Below are 16,711 nucleotides of genomic sequence, written 5' to 3'. Positions count from 1 at the left end.
GGCTATGATAGGGAGGCAAACTACTATGGAAACAACATCAGCCACTGCAAAAATTATTAATCCACAAGAAAAAAAAATTGTATATAAAACAAGCGATTTAGATTTATGGTATGGTGATAATCAAGCGCTAAAGAAAATCAACCTAGATATTATAGAAAATGAAGTTACCGCAATTATCGGACCTTCTGGATGTGGAAAATCAACATATATTAAGACCTTAAATCGTATGATTGAACTAGTACCGGGTGTAAGAACCTCTGGTGAAATTCTCTATCGAGGAAAAAATATCCTTGATAAATCCTACCAAGTAGAAGAATTAAGGACAAAGGTTGGAATGGTGTTCCAAAAACCAAATCCATTTCCTAAATCAATCTATGAGAATGTGGCGTATGGACCTAAAATACATGGTATTCGCGATAAAAAAATCTTAGATCAGATTGTTGAAAAGAGTTTACGAGGGGCGGCAATCTGGGACGAGGTAAAGGACCGTCTTAATCAGAATGCTTACGGGTTATCTGGCGGTCAGCAACAGCGTCTTTGTATTGCCCGCTGTCTTGCGATTGAGCCTGATGTTATTTTAATGGATGAGCCCACTTCTGCACTCGATCCAATATCAACATTAAAAGTAGAAGAACTTGTACAGGAATTAAAGAAGGAATTTAGTATTATTATCGTTACTCATAACATGCAGCAGGCTGCACGTATATCTAAGAAAACTGCTTTCTTTTTAAATGGAGAAGTGATAGAATTTTCAGAAACTAATAAAATTTTCTCTACTCCAGAAGATAAGAGAACCGAGGACTATATTACAGGAAGATTTGGATGATGAGGTGAAATGATGAGTACTAGGTCAAAATTTGATAGTAAATTAGCGGATTTAAAAGAAAAACTTTTAGAAATGGAAAGTTTAGCGGAAACGGCCGTTCGTGAATCACTAAGTGCCCTTATAAATCACGATATTGAAAAAGCTAATCGAGTTATTGATGGTGATGATAAAATAGACGCATTAGAACATGAAATTCATGATAAGGCGTTGCTTTTAATTGCAAGAGAATCACCTGTTGCCAAAGATTTGAGAACACTCAATGTCGCTCTTAAGGTTTCATCTGAAGTAGAACGGATGGCTGATATGGCAGTTAATATTGCAAAAGCAGCTATTCATATTGGCAATGAAAAGCACTTTAAAGAGATCTTGGATATTCCGAAAATGATGGACCAGGCTCTTGAAATGGTAGCAATGTCCGTTAAGGCATATATTGATGAAGATGTAATGCTTGCACAGAAATGTGCTGAAAAAGATGATTCAGTGGATAGTATGTTTGGTAAATTAGTTCACGAACTAATTAGTATGGTTCCAGAAAATCCGAATGCTACAAACCAGATTATTCAACTTGCTTTTGTTTGTCGGTTTATCGAAAGAATTGCTGACCATTCAACTAATATTGCAGAGAATGTCATTTACCTGGTAACTGGTAAACGCTTTGAACTAAATGAGTAAGAAATAATATTTCACCTAAGATGAGACTACTTAATTTGTCTCATCTTTTTTTTATCCAGAGAAAATTGTCACTTTATGGAGAAGCAAAATACGACAAAATACGTTTATTGTACAGTTCGCTTACCGATGTTACCATTAATTTATCTATGAAAGAATATTTTGATTACTTTTGCATATATATGTGTCTGCAGAATGGAGGAGAACAATGATTGAAGAAATTATTAAACTAAGAGAGGGTGGTTTCTCGTTCCGAAAAATCGCCTCACAACTAAATACTACGGTTGGAAGAGTACAGTACAGATGGAATAAGTATGTTAATAGTCAAGAAAATCAAATAGAAGATAATGCTGTTGAAGAGAAAATTCAAAAGGCAGATAACGTTTTCGATCAGCCAACGATCGATTATTCTCCGATGAAAGGTGAACTTCAAGTCAAACTAGTTACCCCAAGAAAGGTCATCGTCTATTGGGAGGCTTCGAAGATTCCCGAGAAAGTCATTTCTTTATTTTATAACAGAAAATTCGAGGAATTGGTTCACATCGTTAGACTTTATGATGTTACAGATATCATTTTCACAGGAAAAAATGCACATCATTACTATGATATCGCGGTACCCTATAATAAAGGGCATTGGTTTATCAAAGGTCTGACAGCGAATAGGAGCTATGTAGCCGAATTAGGTGTTAAATTTAATGAACATGATTTTTTTCCAGTCCTTCGCTCAAATTCAGTTCAAACCCCGCCATTAGGAAATGTAAATGGAAGTGAAATTTATAATAATTTAGTACACGATCAACAAATTGACCAGTATTCCCCTAAGTGGATTGATCATGTAAGTACGTACAGTTATTACGGAGAATCAAAAAATATGGAGCAGAAAAATGGACGATAAAGTAATTAGCGAAATGACCCAAAAACATTCCTATGACTGGCAATTAAAAATTCTAATTCTAACATGGGAATACCCGCCAAACGTTGTAGGCGGGCTCTCAAGGCATGTTTATGGTCTTTCTGTTCATTTGGCCGAGCAAGGTCACGAGGTCCATGTGGTGACCGCTGGGAATGGCGGTCTCTCGGCTTATGAGATCATGAATGGTGTTCATGTCCATCGTGTTACTCCAATAAACAACCATGACGATCATTTTCTCTCTTGGATTGCTGGTCTGAATCTAGCTATGAGTTTTAAAGGTGAAATATTAGCAGAAGATATAAAGTTTGATATTGTCCATGCTCATGATTGGCTGGTAGGAACGTCTGCCATTACGTTAAAAGAAGTGCTGTCGATTCCATTATTATCTACAATTCATGCGACTGAACATGGCAGGAATAAGGGAATACATACAGACATGCAGCGGTTCATCCATGAAAAGGAACTTCAGCTCATTACGGAATCAGATCAAGTAATTGTGTGCAGTACCTTTATGAGAGAAGAACTGTTAGCAAACTTCTATCTCTCAGACAAAAAAATGACTATTATTCCAAATGGTATCGACCAAAGTGATGTTAAAGTGGATCCAAATAATATTTATCCATTCATTAAAAATAGAAAATATATCTTTTCAGTCGGCCGGATCGTAGAGGAAAAAGGGTTTGAGACTTTAATCGAGGCTGCACAAGCAGCAAAAGATAGGGGACAGGATATTTATTTTGTGATTGCTGGCAAGGGACCAATGATGGAAAGATATCGTAAGATGGTGACAGAAAAACAATTAGACCATCACATTGCTTTTATTGGCTATGTTACGGACGAACAAAGAAATGCGCTATTAGTGAATAGTGAAATAGCTGTGTTTCCTAGTTTGTATGAGCCCTTTGGAATTGTGGCTCTGGAAGCGATGATCCTTGCTAAACCAACCATTGTTTCAGAAACAGGCGGACTTAAAGGGATTGTGAGGGATAGGCAAACTGGCTTGCTCATGGTGCCAGGTGATGCAGAAAGTCTACTTGATAATATCGACTTCTTATTGCAGAACCCTCAAACAGCAAAAGAGATTGGTATAAAAGGAATGAAGATTGTTAAGAGTTTATATGGATGGAAGCGAATCGCTGCTCAAACAGTTAATGTGATGGAAGATACTCTGTTAAATAAAAGGGCAAATATGAGCGAAAAGACAAGATAATTTCTGTATAAATACTATCTAGGTTAGCGGAATATGGGCAGGAAAATGACCTTTTAAAAAACAACTAGCATTTCCTTTTGAAAAATGATATTATAGAAAAGTCGTATGAACGAACTAGCTTAATCGTTTGGAGGGAAATTGACATGCGTGTAAATATTACGTTAGCTTGCACTGAGTGTGGAGATCGTAACTATATTTCAACAAAAAATAAACGTAACAACCCTGATCGTCTTGAGCTTAAGAAATATTGCCCAAGAGAGAAGCGTACAACAGCACACCGTGAAACAAAATAAGCAGTAGGGCTTCCTGCTGCTTTTTTTGTTGTAAAAAAATAAGGAGATCCTGATTAACATGTCTGAAAAAAACCTTATTCGTAAAGAAATGAAAGAGAGCCTAGCGATCCTTACGAAACCTTATTATGAACATTATTCCTATAAAATTGCTGACACTCTCTATAAAGATGAGGATTGGCTAAAAGCGGACGTCATTGGAATTACCATCTCGAAGGAACCTGAAGTTGATACATATCAAATTATCCGAAAAGCGTGGGAAGCAGGAAAAGAGGTGGTCGTTCCGAAGTGCAATCCAAAGGAAAAAACTTTATCCTTCCGAAAAATAACGGAATTTTCACAACTTGAATCCGTTTTTTATGGCTTACTTGAGCCCATAATAGACCAGACGATGGAGGTAAAGCCTGAGGATATTGAACTTTTATTCGTACCAGGTTTAGCTTATACAAAAGAGGGGTTTCGTCTTGGTTTTGGCGGAGGATACTATGATCGCTATTTAACGAATTATGACGGAAAAACACTATCTCTTGCATTTCACTTTCAAGTTATTCAGCAATTTCCTATAGAAAAGCATGATATTCCAGTCTCGAAGATAATCACAAATGATGAGGTAATAAATATAAAATGATTCAAAATCTAATCATTATCTCAATTATTATTTTAGGTGGTTTTGCAGGTTATCGAGAGCGGTCATTAAGTAGTAATGGGGCAATTGCTGCAGTAGTAACAGGAGTAGCTGTCTTTTTCGGTTTTGGTGTAAAAGGGATTCTCCTGCTTGGACTATTCTTTATAACATCCAGCCTCTGGTCGAAATATAAAAGCGCAGCAAAAAAAGATATTGAAGAAAAATTGGCTAAGGGAGCAACTAGAGATTGGGGTCAGGTGGCAGCAAATGGGGGTTCTGCTGCGATAATAAGCATTATATATTATTTTCAACAGGACCTAGTTTGGCTGATTGGATTTATTGTTTGCCTTGCTAGTTCGAACTCCGATACCTGGGCATCGGAAATCGGTACCTTAAGTAAAAGAAAACCCGTATACATACGTACTTTTAAGCCAATTGAAAAAGGAACGTCAGGAGCTGTCAGTACATTAGGGACTACTGCTGCCATATTTGGTTCCATGCTAATTGCTTTTGCAGGTGCTTGGCTTTTTCATTTGCAGCTATTCCACTTCTTTATTATTTTCTTGTTTGGCTTCTTAGGTAATATCATTGATACTTTATTTGGTGCCTATTATCAACAGGTTTACATTTGCAATAAATGTGGAATTGCAACAGAGAAGAAAATACATTGCCAAACAGCGGCCAAAAGAATAAAAGGGTTTCATTTAGTGGATAATGATATGGTGAATTTTTTGTCTGGTTCTATTGCTGCTCTGTTAGCAATGATTGTTGTTTATTTTGTAACAAAATAGTTATAAAGACAACGGTTTCGAGGTCTGATACTAACTGATAAATACTTGTAAACTAATGTAAAATACAAGAGTAATGAATTTATGAATATATCCACTATGCCCAGAGGAGGAAATATCATGGTAAAAGTAAATAGAGTCGTCCTGGTTGGAACAGGATTTGTCGGTTCAAGCTATGCTTTTGCGCTACTAAATCAAGGAATAACAGAAGAATTAGTGTTAGTTGATTTAAACGAAGCCAAAGCTGAAGGGGATGCGATGGATTTAAATCATGGTCTGCCATTTGCGCCTTCACGAACCAAAATATGGTATGGCAGCTATGCAGATTGCGATCAAGCTGACCTAGTTGTGATCACCGCAGGAGCTAACCAGAAGCCAGGTGAAACACGTCTCGACCTGGTAGAGAAGAACACTAACATTTTTAAAGGAATTGTTGAGCAAATAATGGCTAGTGGTTTTGATGGTATTTTCCTTGTTGCAACGAATCCTGTTGACATTTTGACATATGCAGTATGGAAATTTTCCGGGCTTCCAAAGGAACGTGTAATTGGTTCGGGTACGATTTTAGATACTGCACGATTCCGCTTTTTATTGGGACAATATTACGATGTTGATACACGTAACGTTCACGCATACATTATTGGTGAGCATGGAGACACGGAACTTCCAGTATGGAGCCATGCGGATATTGCTGGAATGAAAATATCCGAATGGACGAGTAAACATGAAACGAACCAAGAGGATCTTGATAATATATTTATCAATGTCCGCGATGCAGCGTATCATATTATTGAACGAAAAGGTGCCACCTATTATGGAATTGCGATGGGACTCGTTCGGTTAACAAAAGCAATATTGCGTGATGAAAATTCAGTGTTAACTGTTTCTGCATATTTAGATGGGGAGTACGGTCATAATGACGTCTATATTGGCGTACCTGCAGTGGTAAATCGCAGTGGAATCAGAGAGGTCGTTGAACTTGACCTGAATAAAAAAGAAAAGGAAAAATTCTCGAACTCCGTAAAGGTACTTAAGGAGACCATGGTTCCTGTTTTAAGTAAGTACTGAAAAAGGGTTGGATAAAAACAGACTCCTGCTCACACAATATGAGAAGGAGGGATGATAATGTCTCGTATGTTGACATCCATATTTATGATTGGGTCAATTGGCTATTTTGTATTCCGCTTTAGGTACCGAATCATTAATGTAATGCTAAGGTCCGGCTGGCTGCGCCGACTTGCGGTAGGCTCAATCATGAGCTTTCCAGGCGTGAAAAGCAAAATGATGCAGACTGTATTTGGAGGACCAACTGAAAAACCATCTGAATGGTGAAAACCACAGATGGTTTTTTTGTTATAAAAAAGCCTATCTTATCAACTTGTTTAGTCATTATTAAGCTTGTTTTTCGTTTATAATGAAATAAACTAGTGAAAAATGGATACAAAATATATAGTCCTAATAGAAAGTAGTGGGGGTATTGAACAATAAAGAAGATTTTATCTTTTGGAGATTAGCTTATATCTTCATTTCGGAGCAAGACTACCGAATCATTCAATTATTTGAAAATCAAAAAGAATTATGGCTGGAAAAACTTGAAAATAAAAAAGCCCCAATCGTTCGGTTATTACGGCAAGATTTAGACTGGAGCAGCTCCATGCAAAGAGATATAGAATTTACAGCCTCGAATGGTGAAAAGGTTCGAAAACAGCTGGGTCGCGGGGAGCTTTCGATTGTAAATATCTACATTAGTCATTTTCCTCCTGTTGATGAGTACGAATATCGGTTGGAACGTCCATATATTTTTCCGAAAGGTAATAAAACAAGTGTTGTTTCTGTACTATTAACCGGTGAACAAAATGAGTCAGGATTTAAATCTTTATCAGCAGTACTAGAAAGGGAAATCTCTTTCCCCATTCAAGATGAGTATTCAGAGCAGGATGTTAGCGCTCAAAAGAAAACAACCTTAGATTTTGCATCACAAATGGCAAAGAAAGAAAAAGAAATATTTACGAATGGGAAGCCATTTTTTACATACTTTTTTATGATCATCCAGGTGGCTGTATTTTTATTGTTAGAACTGCAAGGGGGGAGTACAAATACTTCTACTCTCATTAAATTTGGGGCAAAATTCAATCCATATATTTATGATGGAGAATGGTGGAGATTCATTACACCCATTTTCCTGCACATCGGTTTTTTACATTTAGCCATGAACACCTTGGCACTGTATTTTTTAGGTCCAGCTGTGGAAAGAATCTTTGGAAATATACGGTTTTTACTTATCTATCTATTTGCGGGTATATCAGGGGTTATTGCCAGTTTTATCTTTAGTCCAAATATTTCTGCAGGGGCTAGCGGCGCAATCTTTGGCTGTTTTGGAGCTTTGCTTTATTTTGCCCTCATTTATCCGAAGCTTTTTTTTCGAACAATGGGACCAAGTGTCATAACCGTTCTTGTCTTTAACTTAATCTTTGGTTTTACAGTCTCCATTGTAGACAATGCTGGACATTTAGGTGGATTAGCCGGTGGTTTTCTTGCAGCAGGAATAATGCATTTCCCAAAGAAGAAAAAGCCGCTCTTGCAGCTGTTATTTTTGGTAGTATCCGCTGTTATTATTTATGGCTCGCTATTTTATGGCTTTCGGCATTCGGAGACAAGTGGAAATGAAAGCTCCACTATGATGTTAGCTCAAGAATATATTAAACAGGAGAATTATGAACAAGCATATGAAGTATTAATAAAATACGCAGAATCTAATAAACCATCTGCAGAGGTATATTTTGCATTATCCTTTATTGAAATTAAGCTTGGTGAGCTAAAGGAAGCGAAATCACATCTCCTTCAAGTGATAGAATTGGATCCAGATTTACCAGAAGCATACTATAATCTTGCATTGATTTATTTAGAGGAAAATGACATTTCGAATGCAAAGGAAAATGCTGAAAAGGCAGCAGAAATGCGACCAAGTCAACAGGAATATGCTGAATTGGCCGAAGAACTTAATCGGCTGCTCCCATCATCTGGCGAAGGAGAATAGGCTCTCCTGAAGCAGTTTCTGTTAAAACCAATAAGTGAGTTTTATCAGTTGCAATTAAAATAAGCGGAAGGGTACTGCCTATAGGATCTTCACTAGTACCGTCTGCTTTTTTTATACCTAGGATATAGTTTTTCATATAAGCCCTCCCAAAGATTACCTACAATCGTACCAGTCTCTGATTTTGTAAAACCTGGCAATACATCCTTTGCCAGTTCATTGAAATGGGTGAGGGGAAAAGCCTGATTGTTTTTCAAATTTATTGCAAAATGGCGCAGTCCTTTGTTCCAGCTTAGCTGCAGCATTCTTTCGGTCTGTTCGTCCAGCTGTTTCTTGATATTTACTTCGTCTGCACCAGCTGTAATGAAGTAAATTTGGTCCGACGACATTGCTTGCGAGCTGGAAATTCGATCTTCCTTTTCATGAAGCTCCGCATGGTGAAAAGTAATCGCTTGTAAAAGGGTACTTTTATCAAGCTTGATCCTTTTCTCCTGCTCGAGTACAGCCGTATTTTGTTTCCAATTCCATAATGTCTCTAATAGGCGGCCATTGGCATATAACATGGCTGCATCCTGTCTTAAGTATGCTTTACGGTCAAGAGTGGAATGTTCTTTCCAAAGAATAGTTTTTGCTTGTTGATTCATTAATGTAAGTGTGGTCTGTGCTGTTTTGAAGGTTACATTTGGGTCAATAGGGAAGTACGTAATACTTTCCTGTACCTTCGGATTAGTATACTGATAGATTCCAAAAGCTAGAATAAGGAGCAATAATGTTCCTAATACCAAATAGATTTTTTTCATCTGATCGCATCCTTCTTTTATACTATTAATGGAGAATAGCAGTTATATTATGTTATGGGAACAACTAGACGGACATGCCAGATTTTTTGTATGAACATGGCTGCTTTGTATAAGAACGTCTTGAGGGGAGAAGGGGCATAAGGTATACTTTACATGTAATGTATCTTATTCTTTAGGTAAGAGGGCTAAATGAAATGAAGTCAATTTATGATATTCAACAATTATTAAAGCAATATGGAACGATTATTTATATTGGTGATCGAATAGCTGACCTTGAATTAATGGAGGCAGAATTAAAAGACTTGTATCAAGCTCAGCTAATAGAACCAAGAGAATACTCGACTGCATTGTTAATTTTAAGACATGAAATAAGATTCTTAAGAGAAAAAGAAGAAAAAGACAGGTGATTACAATGTCAAAACAATGGATAGTTGGAGTTGACCTTGGAGGGACAACAACCAAATTGGCTTTTATTAATCTGGACGGGGAAATCCTTCATAAGTGGGAAATTCCAACGGATAACTCAAACGAAGGTCAAAATATTACTAAGAATATTGCTAATGCTATTGATCAAAAACTAGAAGAACTAAGAGAACAGAAAACTAACTTGATTGGAATTGGCATGGGGGCACCTGGACCAATAAATTATGAGACAGGTGTTGTCTTAAATGTTGTAAATTTGGGCTGGCAGGATAACTTTCCTTTACAAGAGAGTTTGCATTCTTTAACGGGCTTACCAGTTGCTATTGAAAACGACGCTAACTGTGCTGCATTAGGTGAAATGTGGAATGGCGCCGGTAAGGGTACAAGTGATCTCGTATGTGTGACACTTGGCACTGGTGTAGGCGGCGGCGTCATTGCTAACGGTAATATCGTTCGAGGTATTAACGGTGCCGCAGGGGAAATTGGTCATATCACGTCAATACCATTTGGCGGTGCACCTTGTAATTGTGGAAAGTCTGGCTGTCTTGAAACCATAGCTTCTGCAACGGGCATTGTACGATTAGCGGAGAACGAGCTATCGAAGCCCGAGTCACAGGGAGAGCTTGCTGTGATTTTTGCTAATAATGGAAAAGTTACAGCAAAGGATGTTTTTGATAGTGCCCGTAATGGTGATGAACTGGCTACCAAGGTTCTCGATGAAGTCACTTTTCATTTAGGCTTTGCTCTAGCGAATATTGCTAATACATTGAATCCGGAAATGATTGTTCTCGGCGGCGGAGTCTCTCGTGCTGGTGATATACTATTAGACTCGATAAAAGTAAATTTCTCTAAGTTTACTTTTTCAGCGGCTCGAGAAACTACAAATCTTTCGCTTGCAACACTAGGAAATGATTCTGGAGCAATTGGTGCAGCATGGCTAATCAAAAATAAACTAAACCTATAAGAAATATCCTAAAAACCTGCACTCAAATGCAGGTTTTTGTTTTGCTCATTTTCTACCGCCTTTTGTCATATTATTTTTATGATGGAAGGAGGAAGAAATATGGAGGTTAGAGTCCGAGAAGGTGACTCATACGCGTATTATGGTCGATTGTTTAAGGTTCCACTAGAACTCATTATCGATTCAAACGAGAACGTCAACCCAGCTAATCTTAAAACTGGTACAAAAATAATGATACCAGGCTATGTTTCCGTTCCATATACGATAAAAGAAGAGGATACATTATGGGAAATTGGCAAGGCAAAGAGTTTATCCATTGATGCCATGATGATATTAAACCAAATGCAAAATCCCGATCAATTAGCACCCGGTGACACTCTATATTTACCTGAACGTATTACACAACAACATGTTAGTTCGAAACTCCCTTATGGTTCTGGGATTTTAACGAAGCAAATCAAAACTTTAAAAAAGTTTTATCCATTTATAAATGTAGATACAATCGGCACGAGTGTTTTAGGTAACCACATTCAAGAAATTAGGATTGGAAAGGGATTGAAAAAAGTTCATATGAACGCTTCTTTTCATGCGAATGAATGGATTACAACCATGGTTTTAATGAGTCTTGTTAACCAATACCTTATTTCTTTAACGAATCGAAGCCCGGTAAGAGGTATAAATACGATTAATTTATATAATGAAACAGAATTATCCATTGTTCCAATGGTAAATCCGGACGGGGTAGACCTCGTATTAAATGGACCGCCAACAAGCAGCCGTCAAGAGGTTATGGAGATAAATGAAGGAAGCGATGAATTTGTTCATTGGAAGGCAAATATTAGAGGGGTAGACTTAAATAATCAGTTTCCAGCAAATTGGGAGATTGAACAGGAAAGGAAGGCGCCAAAGTCCCCTGCACCTAGAGATTATCCTGGCAGGTCTTCTTTATCAGAACCAGAAGCGAAAGCTATGGCCGATTTGATAAAAAACAATCAGTTTGATCGAATACTGGCTTTTCATACTCAAGGAGAGGAGTTTTATTGGGGGTATGAAGGATTCGAACCACCGGAATCTGAAATCTTAGCAACAGAATTCGAGCGGGTGAGTGGTTACAAAGCGATTAGAAATGTCGATAGTCATGCCGGATTCAAGGATTGGTATATTCAAGAATATAATCGCCCTGGTTTCACCATTGAATTGGGAAGGGGTATAAATCCATTGCCTTTATCACAATTTCACTACATTCTCAAAAAAGTGGAAGGGATATTTCTAGCCTCACTTTATTTGTAAATAGTTCATCTATACGACTTGTAAAATGATTTCAATGGAATTAAAATAAATTGTTGTGTTGGTTTTTGTTAATAAGAAAAAGTCGTGAACATGCGACTTTTTTCTCATTTCTAGAATGTTCTGTAATTATTGAAACATTTCTGTAAAATAAACGTACTAATTAATGTGAAGAAAAATGGAGGGAGGGGGAAAATGAGCCTTAACAAAAGTAATATAATCATAAAATTTATTTTTCAAATCTTATTTTTGCTCGTTTTTGCCTCCTTTTTTAGTGCTTGTTCGCATCAACAAGATGCCAAGCCCAGCCCTTCTGAAGATAATGACAAGCAAAATGTCCCGCCATCACAACCTGAAGTTACATGGAAACTCCCTATCAAGGTACCAGAAGGTGAATTTTACAAAGCAGCAGGCTGGTATTCCGACCATCAGTTACTTTATATTACGAATCTTGAACAATCATCGTCTGTTTATCTTTATAATCTTCTAACAGGCAGTAGTGCTCTATTTTATAAGAGTGAAGTTCCCATTGTCACTTTACAGGCAAGCCCATCAAAAAAGAATATACTTATTCAATCATCTCCTTCTACGTATGAAGGACAAGTTATCATACTATCTCCTGAGGGCTCAGAAATCTTTAAACAATCAATCCCATCATATGAATTAGCTTTTGAATGGAACCCGTTCAATGAGTCTGAGATTCTAATCTCATCTTTTAATGAAGATTGGACATATCAAATGCTGCTTTTAGACATTGAACAAAGAAAAACAACCGAACTAACACTTCCGCAGCCATTTATTAAATGGGTAGGAAATGAGGAAGTTGCCTATCTGAACTGGAATGAGGACAGCCCATCTCTTTTTGCACCACTTATGACAAGAAAAATAAATGCTGATACAGAGGAAGTAATTTTGACGGATGTAATTCAATTCGCCGCTTATAATGAGATTTTGATGACTGTTTCCGTCAAGGACGATGAACAGTTACAGGCTGCTTATACATTTTATGATAAAGACAAAAAGATACTTAATTCGTTTTCGATTCCTCATCTATCCATGTTTTCTGGATGGCTGGTTCCTTACAATGACTTAAATGTAAGGAAAGGAGAATTTTTTACCCTTAAGCCAGTAAAAAGTGTAGAGGCTGATACGTATAGGGAAGGTTTTGAGCTTTTAAGCTATGATATTGATAGCGGCAACAGTAACGTGATTTTGCAGGGCCTGAAAAATGAACCCATTCTGTTATCCCCTTCGGGTGAAGCTGCACTGTATGGTAATCGTTTTGAAAAAATCATCGATTTAAAAACAAAAGAATTAAGAGATCTTGTAGCAAAATAAAAAGACTGCCGGCTGGCAGTCTTTCAATTTTTTTTTAGTTTAGTGTGTACCAGTTGGAAACCCACTTTCAATAACGGTCATGATCGCAAACCAGCCAAAAACAGCCAATGTGCCTACTGCAAAAAATACTCCTAAGAAATTTTTATTTTTTAGGGCAGTGAATGCACCATAAGCAGCAAGTAATGCTACCAAAGCAAAAATAATAACTACTCCCATTAATAAAGCCCCCTTTATTAGATAATACTTGGGCTAAAGCCCAACACATTTCTAAGAGTTATGTAAGAATATTATATACATTCGTTTCTTATTTTATATTCTTTTCAATCATTTGTCGAGGGCTAAAAAGTTAGCAATGCAGCTTACATAGTGTAAAATAATAGTAATGTAAAAATAGTTGGAGGTATGTAGAAATGAAATGGTCTCAAATCCCGTTAGGAGTATTACAAACAAATTGCTACGTCGTAGAAAGTCCTGACAAAACCTGTTTGATTTTTGATCCAGGGAGTGAAGGCAAAAAGTTAATAAAGTGGTTAACAAAAAGAGAGCTCAGTCCGATTGCTATTTTTTTAACACATGCACATTTCGACCATATCGGTGCTGTTGATGAAATAAGAGACTATTATAAAATTCCGGTTTATATTCATGAAGAGGAAGAAGATTGGCTCATCGATCCGTCATTAAATGGTTCGAAGTTTTTTCAAATGCAGGAGTCAATAAAAATGAAAAAGGCAGATTACATTCTTAAAAAAGAGGAAACGATAACGACTGGTAATTTCACATTCGCTATCCTCGAGACTCCAGGACATTCTCCTGGGAGTGTGTCGTATTACTTTGAGACAGAGGGATTTGTTGTATCAGGGGATGCATTATTTAAGAGCAGCATTGGCAGAACAGACCTGCCAGGTGGTAACCATAAACTGTTAATGAAGAGCATTCATGAAAAATTATTATTTTTACCTGAAGAAACAACAGTACTATCAGGACATGGACCAATCACCACAATAGGGGAAGAAATGGATAGTAATCCGTTTTTAAATGGGTTTTAAACCAAAAGCGGAAGCGCCTTCGGAACAAGCACAGCTTGTTCCTGCGAGGATTAATCTAAGGAGCTTTCCTTAGTGCACAGGGGCGACAGGCATAAGACGAGCCGGCGAGAAGGTTGTTCTTTACGTATTGGCTTATGACCCCGAGCCCCTAGGCGCTGGAGCTAGACGACAATAGAAAAACCCTTCTCGAATGAGGAGGGTTTTTCTGGGGGATGTTCTTTTCATATTAAAAATGGGAGGGGATATCGTTAAGCTACTAGACTTACAATATAATAAAGTTTTCACTATGTCAATGATGTAAACCTACATAAAGGAGATTTTATGATTACGTACTTAAAGAGTTTAATTTCAAACTCACCAACGAACTTAATTTCCTATGCAGAATACATGGAAGCAGTCCTCTACCATCCCGAATATGGGTACTATATGAAAGATAAACAGAAAATTGGGAGCCAAGGGGATTTTATCACGACAAGTAATATTTCCGATATTTATGGCCGAATGGCTGCTAAATGGTTTGCAAGTGTTTGTATGAGGTATGATCTTGAACCTAATTTTTGTGAAATTGGCGCTGGCAATGGACGTTTTGCCTTTGCCTTTTTGCAGGAATGGGGGAATTCCGTCAAAACTCCGATCAATTACATGATTGTAGAAAGCAGTCCCTACCATTTGAGATTACAAAATGAATTAATTTCCCCCCGCCATAATGTAATCCAAGTAAACAACCTGGATGAACTAGAGCCTTTCAATGGGATGGTTTTTTCTAATGAATTATTTGATGCTTTGCCAGTTCATGTCATAGAGAAAGAGAACGGTCAATTATACGAGGTTATGGTAGGAATAAAAAATGAAACCTTATATGAGGAGAAGGTTTTATTAACCAATCCAGCTATCCACTCCTTTTTAGAGGAAAGTATGCTGGAACTAAAAGATAAACAGCGAATAGAAGTGCCTTTGTTCATGGAAGGCATGGTACAAAGTATATCCAGGGTGTTAACGAAGGGACTTGTCGTGACAGCAGATTATGGTTATACGAAAGAAGATTGGAAACATCCTTCAAGAATAAAAGGAAGCTTAAGAGGATATTATCAGCATCAAATGATTGATGATGTTTTGGAGCATCCTGGAGAAATGGATATTACGACACACATCCATTTTGATTGGCTTATTCAAAAGGGAGAACAAGCAGAGTTAGTATTTCATTCAAAGCTAAGACAGGATGAGTTTTTACTAAAAGCAGGGATACTTAAGGAATTAGAAAACCATTACGATCCCAACCCTTTTTCAGAGGCTGCTAAACGAAATCGTGCAATCAGGAGTTTAATTATGCCATCTGGGATAAGTTCTTTTTTCCATCTCATTATTCAACAGAAAGGTATCGTTGATTTTAATCCTTTTGAAGAATAAAAAACACCGGAGAAGAGCTCCGGTGTTTTTTATGTGTTGATTACTTCTTAATGTCCTCCAACTCCACCAAGCGGCATCATGAATGTTGTCCAATAAGTGAAGCCTGCGAAGAATACGGTCAAATATGCTCCGAAAACATACATATACATACGTTCGGAAAGTTTAAGATAGCTTAACAAAACAAAGAATCCAGTTTGGGCTAGGAATAGCAATGCAGTTTTATTCATATCTCCTAGATAGAACATTACGGTAAAAATACCCGTCCAGAAACCCAAAACTCTGAACATGCGATCCATATGTATCCCTCCTTTTCCCCTACGGTACCATCATGCAATATTATAAAGAAAAGGAGTTCAAAAGTAAATAAAGATTCAAATTAGTTTGTTACAAGTGCCTGGTAAGAGCAAGTTTCGCAGCCTGAAATAATATTTTCCTTCTCAACTAACTCTACCGATTCAAATAAAGCTTCAAACATTCCTTTTAGGAACTCGTGATGCATAGCACAAACACTTTCATGTTCCTCTGCAACCTCTTTGAAAGGACAATTGTAGATCTGGAAGTAGATTTTTGTATCATCTCCATTTACTTCAAACTCTGGATAAAACCCAGCTAATGTTGCTGCACTTTTTAGTATCGATAACTTTTGTTCGAAATCTATTTCTTCCCCAAAGGATCTTTTTGCCATTTCTTGTTCAATGACTTCAGTACCAAAACGCTTGCCAGTCAAGTAAAGAGCCTGTTTACCCGCTTCACCCAATGTGAGCATGGTAGAGATAGCTACTTTGGATAGCAGCATATAGTCCCGGAACGGAAAATGCAGTTGTATGACATCATCTGATAAACGGTATAGCCTGCTTGGTCTGCCGCCTTTACCAGTCTTTTTTGTTTCAGATGCTAACATGTTAACATCTTCTAGCTTAGACAAATGTAATCTTGCAACGTTCGGATGGATATTAAAATTCTCTGCAACCTCTTGTACTGTCACTTCTTGATGACGTTTCGTAATGTATTGATAGATGTAGTACCTGGTTGGATCTGATAAAACATTTGTTATCTTTAATGTTTGTTCCATCTCTGTTCACCTCGAACCCCCA

21 protein-coding genes are annotated in these 16,711 nt (G+C 37.3%); 16 read left to right on the top strand and 5 right to left on the bottom strand.

All coding sequences use genetic code 11. From position 1 onward, the window contains the following. Positions 1-25 precede the first annotated feature (25 nt). The 10 genes from pstB to ACIQAA_RS02445 all read left to right on the top strand — a co-directional run bounded on the left by pstB (position 26) and on the right by ACIQAA_RS02445 (position 8,358). Positions 26-826 carry a phosphate ABC transporter ATP-binding protein PstB gene (gene pstB / locus ACIQAA_RS02490; RefSeq protein ID WP_402614512.1) on the top strand — a complete coding sequence of 267 codons (801 nt, stop codon included), beginning with the start codon at positions 26-28 and terminating at the stop codon, positions 824-826. 12 nt (positions 827-838) lie between these two features. After that, on the top strand, positions 839-1,498 hold the full coding sequence (gene phoU / locus ACIQAA_RS02485; RefSeq protein WP_402614510.1) for a phosphate signaling complex protein PhoU: 660 nt from the start codon (positions 839-841) through the stop codon (positions 1,496-1,498). 205 nt (positions 1,499-1,703) lie between these two features. Then, the gene (locus ACIQAA_RS02480) at positions 1,704-2,390 is read left to right on the top strand and encodes a DUF4912 domain-containing protein (RefSeq protein WP_402614507.1); all 687 of its coding nucleotides are present in this window, start codon (positions 1,704-1,706) and stop codon (positions 2,388-2,390) included. Then, positions 2,380-3,618: a glycosyltransferase family 4 protein gene (locus tag ACIQAA_RS02475; protein WP_402614504.1), complete on the top strand. Its 1,239-nt coding sequence runs from the start codon at positions 2,380-2,382 to the stop codon at positions 3,616-3,618. The genes ACIQAA_RS02480 and ACIQAA_RS02475 overlap by 11 nt, the downstream gene beginning before the upstream one ends. 143 nt (positions 3,619-3,761) lie before the next feature. Further along, positions 3,762-3,911: a 50S ribosomal protein L33 gene (gene rpmG, locus ACIQAA_RS02470; protein WP_015594975.1), complete on the top strand. Its 150-nt coding sequence runs from the start codon at positions 3,762-3,764 to the stop codon at positions 3,909-3,911. Between the two features lie 58 nt (positions 3,912-3,969). Then, the gene (locus ACIQAA_RS02465; protein ID WP_402614501.1) at positions 3,970-4,536 is read left to right on the top strand and encodes a 5-formyltetrahydrofolate cyclo-ligase; all 567 of its coding nucleotides are present in this window, start codon (positions 3,970-3,972) and stop codon (positions 4,534-4,536) included. Then, positions 4,533-5,324: a DUF92 domain-containing protein gene (locus ACIQAA_RS02460; RefSeq protein WP_402614499.1), complete on the top strand. Its 792-nt coding sequence runs from the start codon at positions 4,533-4,535 to the stop codon at positions 5,322-5,324. Before ACIQAA_RS02465 ends, ACIQAA_RS02460 begins: the two co-directional genes overlap by 4 nt. A gap of 114 nt (positions 5,325-5,438) precedes the next feature. Next, positions 5,439-6,389 carry an L-lactate dehydrogenase gene (locus tag ACIQAA_RS02455; RefSeq protein WP_402615592.1) on the top strand — a complete coding sequence of 317 codons (951 nt, stop codon included), beginning with the start codon at positions 5,439-5,441 and terminating at the stop codon, positions 6,387-6,389. A gap of 57 nt (positions 6,390-6,446) precedes the next feature. After that, positions 6,447-6,653 (top strand): hypothetical protein, encoded by a 207-nt coding sequence (locus tag ACIQAA_RS02450; RefSeq protein ID WP_402614496.1) that lies wholly within the window; start codon positions 6,447-6,449, stop codon positions 6,651-6,653. 136 nt (positions 6,654-6,789) lie between these two features. After that, complete coding sequence (locus tag ACIQAA_RS02445) at positions 6,790-8,358, top strand: rhomboid family intramembrane serine protease (RefSeq protein WP_402614493.1); 1,569 nt, start codon at positions 6,790-6,792, stop codon at positions 8,356-8,358. Here the strand turns inward: ACIQAA_RS02445 and ACIQAA_RS02440 are convergent. Together ACIQAA_RS02440 and ACIQAA_RS02435 are read right to left on the bottom strand one after the other, a co-directional pair. Continuing rightward, a complete protein-coding gene (locus ACIQAA_RS02440) occupies positions 8,321-8,494 on the bottom strand; it encodes a hypothetical protein (RefSeq protein ID WP_402614490.1) in 174 nt (57 codons plus the stop codon). The genes ACIQAA_RS02445 and ACIQAA_RS02440 overlap by 38 nt on opposite strands. After that, complete coding sequence (locus ACIQAA_RS02435; RefSeq protein WP_402614488.1) at positions 8,451-9,155, bottom strand: hypothetical protein; 705 nt, start codon at positions 9,153-9,155, stop codon at positions 8,451-8,453. The genes ACIQAA_RS02440 and ACIQAA_RS02435 overlap by 44 nt, the downstream gene beginning before the upstream one ends. 194 nt (positions 9,156-9,349) lie before the next feature. On the opposite strand from ACIQAA_RS02435, the gene ACIQAA_RS02430 reads away from it, so the two are divergent. The 4 genes from ACIQAA_RS02430 (at position 9,350) to ACIQAA_RS02415 (ending at position 13,164) form a co-directional block, all read left to right on the top strand. Further along, the gene (locus ACIQAA_RS02430) at positions 9,350-9,562 is read left to right on the top strand and encodes a YqgQ family protein (protein ID WP_402614485.1); all 213 of its coding nucleotides are present in this window, start codon (positions 9,350-9,352) and stop codon (positions 9,560-9,562) included. Positions 9,563-9,567: 5 nt separating this feature from the next. Continuing rightward, positions 9,568-10,542, top strand: a complete 975-nt coding sequence (locus tag ACIQAA_RS02425; RefSeq protein WP_402614482.1) for an ROK family glucokinase — start codon at positions 9,568-9,570, stop codon at positions 10,540-10,542. A 99-nt stretch (positions 10,543-10,641) separates the two neighbouring features. Beyond that, a complete protein-coding gene (locus ACIQAA_RS02420) occupies positions 10,642-11,829 on the top strand; it encodes a M14 family metallopeptidase (protein WP_402614479.1) in 1,188 nt (395 codons plus the stop codon). Positions 11,830-12,021: 192 nt separating this feature from the next. Beyond that, on the top strand, positions 12,022-13,164 hold the full coding sequence (locus tag ACIQAA_RS02415; protein ID WP_402614477.1) for a YqgU-like beta propeller domain-containing protein: 1,143 nt from the start codon (positions 12,022-12,024) through the stop codon (positions 13,162-13,164). A 39-nt stretch (positions 13,165-13,203) separates the two neighbouring features. Here the strand turns inward: ACIQAA_RS02415 and ACIQAA_RS02410 are convergent, their stop codons facing one another. Continuing rightward, a complete protein-coding gene (locus tag ACIQAA_RS02410; protein WP_402614474.1) occupies positions 13,204-13,380 on the bottom strand; it encodes a DUF2759 domain-containing protein in 177 nt (58 codons plus the stop codon). 194 nt (positions 13,381-13,574) lie between these two features. Here ACIQAA_RS02410 and ACIQAA_RS02405 point away from each other — a divergent pair, with 194 nt between their 5' ends. Both ACIQAA_RS02405 and ACIQAA_RS02400 read left to right on the top strand, forming a co-directional pair. Continuing rightward, positions 13,575-14,210: an MBL fold metallo-hydrolase gene (locus tag ACIQAA_RS02405; protein ID WP_402614472.1), complete on the top strand. Its 636-nt coding sequence runs from the start codon at positions 13,575-13,577 to the stop codon at positions 14,208-14,210. Between the two features lie 321 nt (positions 14,211-14,531). Continuing rightward, positions 14,532-15,617, top strand: a complete 1,086-nt coding sequence (locus tag ACIQAA_RS02400; RefSeq protein WP_402614469.1) for a class I SAM-dependent methyltransferase — start codon at positions 14,532-14,534, stop codon at positions 15,615-15,617. A gap of 47 nt (positions 15,618-15,664) precedes the next feature. Here ACIQAA_RS02400 and ACIQAA_RS02395 read toward each other — a convergent pair whose 3' ends face one another. Then, a complete protein-coding gene (locus tag ACIQAA_RS02395; RefSeq protein ID WP_179596782.1) occupies positions 15,665-15,913 on the bottom strand; it encodes a DUF2626 domain-containing protein in 249 nt (82 codons plus the stop codon). 80 nt (positions 15,914-15,993) lie between these two features. Further along, positions 15,994-16,689, bottom strand: coding sequence for a helix-turn-helix transcriptional regulator (locus ACIQAA_RS02390; protein WP_402614465.1), 696 nt, complete (start codon positions 16,687-16,689; stop codon positions 15,994-15,996). Positions 16,690-16,711: the final 22 nt, after the last annotated feature.

Source organism: Neobacillus sp. NPDC093182, from assembly GCF_044754045.1.
This window is presented reverse-complemented; position numbering and strand designations above follow the sequence as displayed.